The 5,561-nt window shown below is 68.4% G+C and carries 1 protein-coding gene; it reads right to left on the bottom strand.

What is annotated here, in order from left to right; all coding sequences use genetic code 11:
- Positions 1-5,561, bottom strand: a 5,561-nt coding sequence (locus tag CHC08_RS49260; RefSeq protein ID WP_218825853.1) for a beta strand repeat-containing protein, incomplete at both ends; no start/stop codon positions are given.

The raw sequence follows: 5,561 nt of genomic DNA, 5'->3' as shown, positions 1-5,561 counted from the left end.
CGACCCGCCGCCGACACGGCGGACGGAACCGCCGTCTTCAACAACGTCAGGCCGGCGACCAGATCTTCGGTAATCGTCGCGGTCGACGGAGCCGACGTCACCGCAGGCCCCGTCGGCGGAGTGCCCGAAGCCGTCGCGGTGTTCACAATCGAGCCGGCGTCGACATCCGCCTGGGTGGTCACGTACGTGCCCGTGCACGTCGTCATCGCCTGCGGCGCCAGCGTCGTCACCGGGCAGGTGATCACCGGCGGCGTTCCCGTACCCGAGAATGCCGTGTCCGTCGCACCCACGCCGGTCAGCGTCGCGTTGCCGGTGTTGACAACCAGGTAGGAGTAAGTGATCGTCTGCCCCGCCACCGTCACCGCCGATGGGAAGGCGGTCTTCAACAGCGACAGCTCCGGACGCGAGGTGGCGGTCACCGTCGCCGTCGACGGGGCCGACGTGACCGCGGGACCCGTTGGCGGAGTGCCCGAGGCGACCGCCGTGTTCACCACCGACCCGGCGTCGACGTCCGCCTGCGTCGTCACATACGTGCCCGTGCACGTCGTCGAGGCCTGCGGTGCCAGCGTCGTCACCGGACATGTGATCACGGGGGGTATTCCCGAACCCGAGAACGCCGTGTCCACCACGGCCACCCCGGTCAACGTCGCATTTCCGGTGTTGGTAACCAGATATGAATAAGTGATCGTCTGACCCGCCGCCGTCACCGTGGAAAGATCAGCCGTCTTCAGCAACACCAGGCCGGGAATCAGGTCGGCCGTCACCGTTGCCGTCGACGGAGCCGACGCGACCGCGGGACCCGCGGGCGGAGTACCCGAGGCGACCGCCGTATTCACCACAGACCCCGCGTTGACATCCGCCTGCGTCACCACGTAGGCGCTGGTGCAGGTTGTCGAAGCCTGCGGCGCCAGCGTCGTCACCGGACACGTCACCACCGCAGGTGTTCCCGAACCCGAGAACGCCGTGTCCACCACGGCCACCCCGGTCAACGTCCGGTTACCGGTGTTGACGACCAAGTAGGAGTAGGTCACCGTCCGGCCCGCCGCCGACACGGCGGACGGAACCGCCGTCTTCAACAGCGACAGCTCCGGGCTCGACGTGGCGGTCACCGTCGCGGTCGACGGATCGGAGGTCACCGCGGGACCCGTGGGCGGGGTACCCGAGGCCGTCGCGGTGTTCACGATCGACCCCGCGTCGACATCCGCCTGCGTGGTCACGTACGTGCCCGTGCAGGTCGTCATGGCCTGCGGCGCCAGCGTCGTCACCGGACACGTCACCATCGGAGGCGCACCCGAACCCGAGAACACCGTATCCACCACGACCACACCCGTCAACGTCGCATTTCCGGTGTTGACGACCATGTACGAGTAGGTGATCGTCTGACCAGGCGCCGATACCGAGCTCGGTGACGCCGTCTTCACCACCGTCAAACCAGGAGCCAGCGTAGCCGTGACCGTCGCGGTCGACGGAGCCGACGTGACCGCGGGGCCCGTCGGCGGAGTGCCGGAAGCCGTCGCGGTGTTCACGACCGACCCCGCGTCGATGTCGGCCTGGGTGGTCACGTACGTGCCGGTGCACGTCGTCATAGTCTGTGGCGCCAGTGTCGTCACCGGGCAGGTGATCACCGGAGGTGTTCCCGAACCCGAGAACGCCGTGTCCACCACGGCCACACCCGTCAGCGTCGCATTTCCGGTGTTGACGACCAGGTAGGAGTAGGTCACCGTCTGCCCCGCCGCCGTCACCGCCGACGGCGACGCCGTCTTCACCACCGTCAAACCAGGAACCAGAGTGGCCGTGACCGTTGCGGTCGATGGCGGAGACGTGACCGATGGGCCCGTCGGTGGGGTGCCGGAAGCGACCGCCGTGTTCACGATCGAGCCGGCGTCGACATCCGCCTGGGTGGTCACGTATGTGCCGGTGCAGGTCGTCGAGGCCTGCGGTATGAGCGTCGTCACCGGGCAGGTGATCACCGGAGGCGTCCCCGAACCCGAGAACGCCGTATCCGCCACACTCACCCCGGTCAACGTCTCGTTGCCGGTGTTGACGATCACGTACGAGTAGGTGATCGTCTGACCAGGCGCCGACACCGTGCTCGGTGATGCCATCTTGACGAGCGTCAAACCAGGAGCCGGCGTAGCCGTGACCGTCGCGGTCGATGGAGCCGAGGTCACCGCGGGGCCCGTGGGCGGAGTGCCCGAGGCCGTCGCGGTGTTCACGATCGATCCCGCGTCGATGTCGGCCTGGGTGGTCACGTAGGTGCCGGTGCAGGTCGTCGTGGCCTGCGGCGCCAACGTCGTCACCGGACACGTCACCACCGGAGGCGTCCCCGAACCCGAGAACACGGTGTCCGCCGCCCCCACCCCGGTCAACGTGACATTTCCGGTGTTGGCGACCAGGTAGGAGTAGGTGATCGCCTGACCTGCCGCCGTCACCGTGGACGGCGAGGCCGTCTTCAGCAACGTCAGGCCGGGCGCCGAGGTGACGCTGACGGTCGCCGTCGACGGAGCCGACGTAACCGGTGAGCCCGTGGGCGGGGTGCCCGAGGCGACCGCGGTGTTCACGATCGACCCGGCATCGACATCCGCCTGGGTGGTCACGTACGTGCCGGTGCAGGTTGTCGAGGCCTGCGGCGCCAATGTCGTCACCGGGCAGGTGATCACCGGAGGCGTCCCCGTACCCGAGAACGCCGTGTCCGCCGCCCCCACCCCGGTCAGGGTCGTGTTGCCGGTGTTGGCGACCAGGTAGGAGTAGGTGATCGTCTGATCAGGCGCCGTCACCGTGCTGGGCAAAGCCGTCTTCACCACCGTCAAACCAGGAGCCGGCGTCGCCGTGACCGTCACGGTCGACGGAGCCGACGTGACCGCGGGCCCCGTCGGCGGAGTACCCGAAGCGACCGCCGTGTTCACCACCGACCCCGCGTCGACATCCGTCTGCGTCACCACATACGTGCCCGTGCAGGTCGTCATCGCCTGCGGCGCCAGCGTCGTCACCGGGCAGGTGATCACCGGAGGCGTCCCCGAACCGGAGAACGCCATATCCACCACACCCACGCCGGTCAGGGTCGCGTTGCCGTTGTTGACGACCCGGTACGAGTAGGTCACCGTCTGCCCCGCCGCCGTCACCGTGGACGGCGAGGCCGTCTTCAGCAACGTCAGGCTGGGCGCCAAGGTAATGGCAACGGTCACGGTCGACGGCGAAGACGTCACCGCGGGCCCCGTCGGCGGAGTACCCGAGGCCGTCGCGGTGTTCACAATCGATCCTGCGTCGACATCCGTCTGCGTCACCACATAGGTGCTGGTGCAGGTCGTCATGGCCTGCGGCGCCAGCGTCGTCACCGGACAGATGATCACCGGAGGCGTCCCCGAACCGGAGAACGCCGTATCCATTACGCCCACACCGGTCAACGTCGCATTTCCGGTGTTGAGGACCAGATAGGAGTAGGTGATCGTCTGGCCAAGTGCCGACACCGTGCTCGGTGACGCCGTCTTGACGAGCGTCAACGACGAGGCGACCGCGACCGCGACCGTCGCGGACGACGGCGAAGACGTGACCGGTGGGCCCGTGGGCGGAGTGCCCGAGGCGACCGCCGTGTTCACCACCGACCCGGCGTCGATGTCGGCCTGGGTGGTCACGTACGTGCCGGTGCAGGTCGTCATGGCCTGCGGTGCCAGCGTCGTCACCGGACACGTCACCAACGGAGGCGTCCCCGAACCCGAGAACGCCATGTCCACCACGCCCACCCCGGTCAGGGTCGCGTTGCCGGTGTTGACGATCGCGTACGAGTAGGTCACCGTCTGACCCGCCGCCGACACCGCCGACGGCGACGCCGTCTTCACCACCGTCAAACCAGGAGCCGACGTCGCCGTGACCGTCGCCGTCGACGGCGAAGAGGTCACCGCGGGGCCCGTCGGAGGAATGCCCGAGGCGACCGCCGTATTCACCACCGACCCGACGTTGACATCCGCCTGAGTGGCCACGTAGGTGCTGGTGCAGGTCGCCGAGGCCTGCGGCGCCAGCGTCGTCACCGGACACGTGATCACCGGAGGCGTCCCCGTACCCGAGAACGCCGTGTCCACCACGGCCACACCGGTCAGGGTCGCGTTGCCATTGTTGACGACCAGGTAGGAGTAGGTGATTATCTGCCCCGCCGCCGTCACCGTGCTCGGCGATGCTGTCTTCAGCAACGTCAGGCCGGGCGCCGAGGTGACGCCAACCGTCGCGGTCGACGGAGTTGACGTGGCCGGTGGACCCGTCGGCGGGGTGCCCGAGGCGACCGCGGTATTCGCAACCGATCCCGCGTCGACGTCCGCCTGCGTCACCACGTACGTACCCGTGCAGGTCGTCATGGCCTGCGGTGCCAGCGTCGTCACCGGGCAGGTGATCACTCCGGGCGTTCCCGAACCCGAGAACGCCGTGTCCGTCGCACCCACACCGGTCAACGTCGCGTTGCCGGTGTTGACGATCACGTACGAGTAGGTGATCGTCTGACCCGCCGCCGTCACCGCCGACGGCGACGCCGTCTTCACCACCGTCAAACCAGGAACCGACGCCACCATGACCGTCGCCGTCGCGGGAGCCGACGTGACCGCGGGACCCGTCGGAGGAGTACCCGAGGCGACCGCAGTATTCACGATCGACCCCGCGTCGACATCCGCCTGGGTGACCGCATACGTGCCCGTGCACGTCGTCGAGGCCTGCGGTGCCAGCGTCGTCACCGGGCAGGTGACCACCCCGGGTGTCCCCGAACCCGAGAACGACGTGTCCACCACGGCCACACCCGTCAACGCCCGGTTACCGTTGTTGACGACCAGGTAGGAGTAGCTCACCGTCTGACCCTCCGCCGTCACCGCCGACGGCGACGCCGTCTTCACCACCGTCAGCCCCGGAACCGACGTCGCCGTGACCGTCGCCGTCGACGGCGAAGACGTGACCGCGGGACCCGTCGGCGGAGTACCCGAGGCAACCGCCGTGTTCACCACCGAACCGGCATCGACATCCGCCTGGGTGGTCACGTACGTGCCCGTGCACGTCGTCGAAGCCTGCGGCGCCAACGTCGTCACCGGACACGTGACCACCCCGGGTGTCCCCGAACCCGAGAACGCCGTGTCCGTCGCACCCACACCCGTCAACGTCGCGTTGCCGGTGTTGACGATCACGTACGAGTAGGTGATCGTCTGACCCGCCGCCGACACCGTGCTCGGCGAGGCCGTCTTCAGCAACGTCAGACTGGGCGCCGAGGTGATGCTGACAGTTGCAGCCGACGGAGCAGACGTCACCTCGGGACCCGTCGGCGGAGTGCCCGAGGCGACCGCGGTGTTCACCATCGAACCGGCGTCCACATCCGCCTGGGTGGTCACGTAGGTGCCGGTGCACGTCGTCATGGCCTGCGGCGCCAGCGTCGTCACCGGGCAGGTGATCGCTCCGGGCGTTCCCGTACCCGAGAACGCCGTGTCCGCCACGCCCACGCCCGTCAACGTCTCGTTTCCGGTGTTGACGACCAGGTAGGAGTAGGTGATCGTCCGACCCGCCGCCGACACGGCGGACGGAACCGCCGTCTTCAA

Source organism: Streptosporangium subroseum (assembly GCF_900188345.1).
Classification (GTDB): domain Bacteria; phylum Actinomycetota; class Actinomycetes; order Streptosporangiales; family Streptosporangiaceae; genus Streptosporangium; species Streptosporangium subroseum.
The sequence above is the reverse complement of the archived record's forward strand: the minus strand, read 5'-3'. Positions and strand labels throughout refer to the sequence as shown.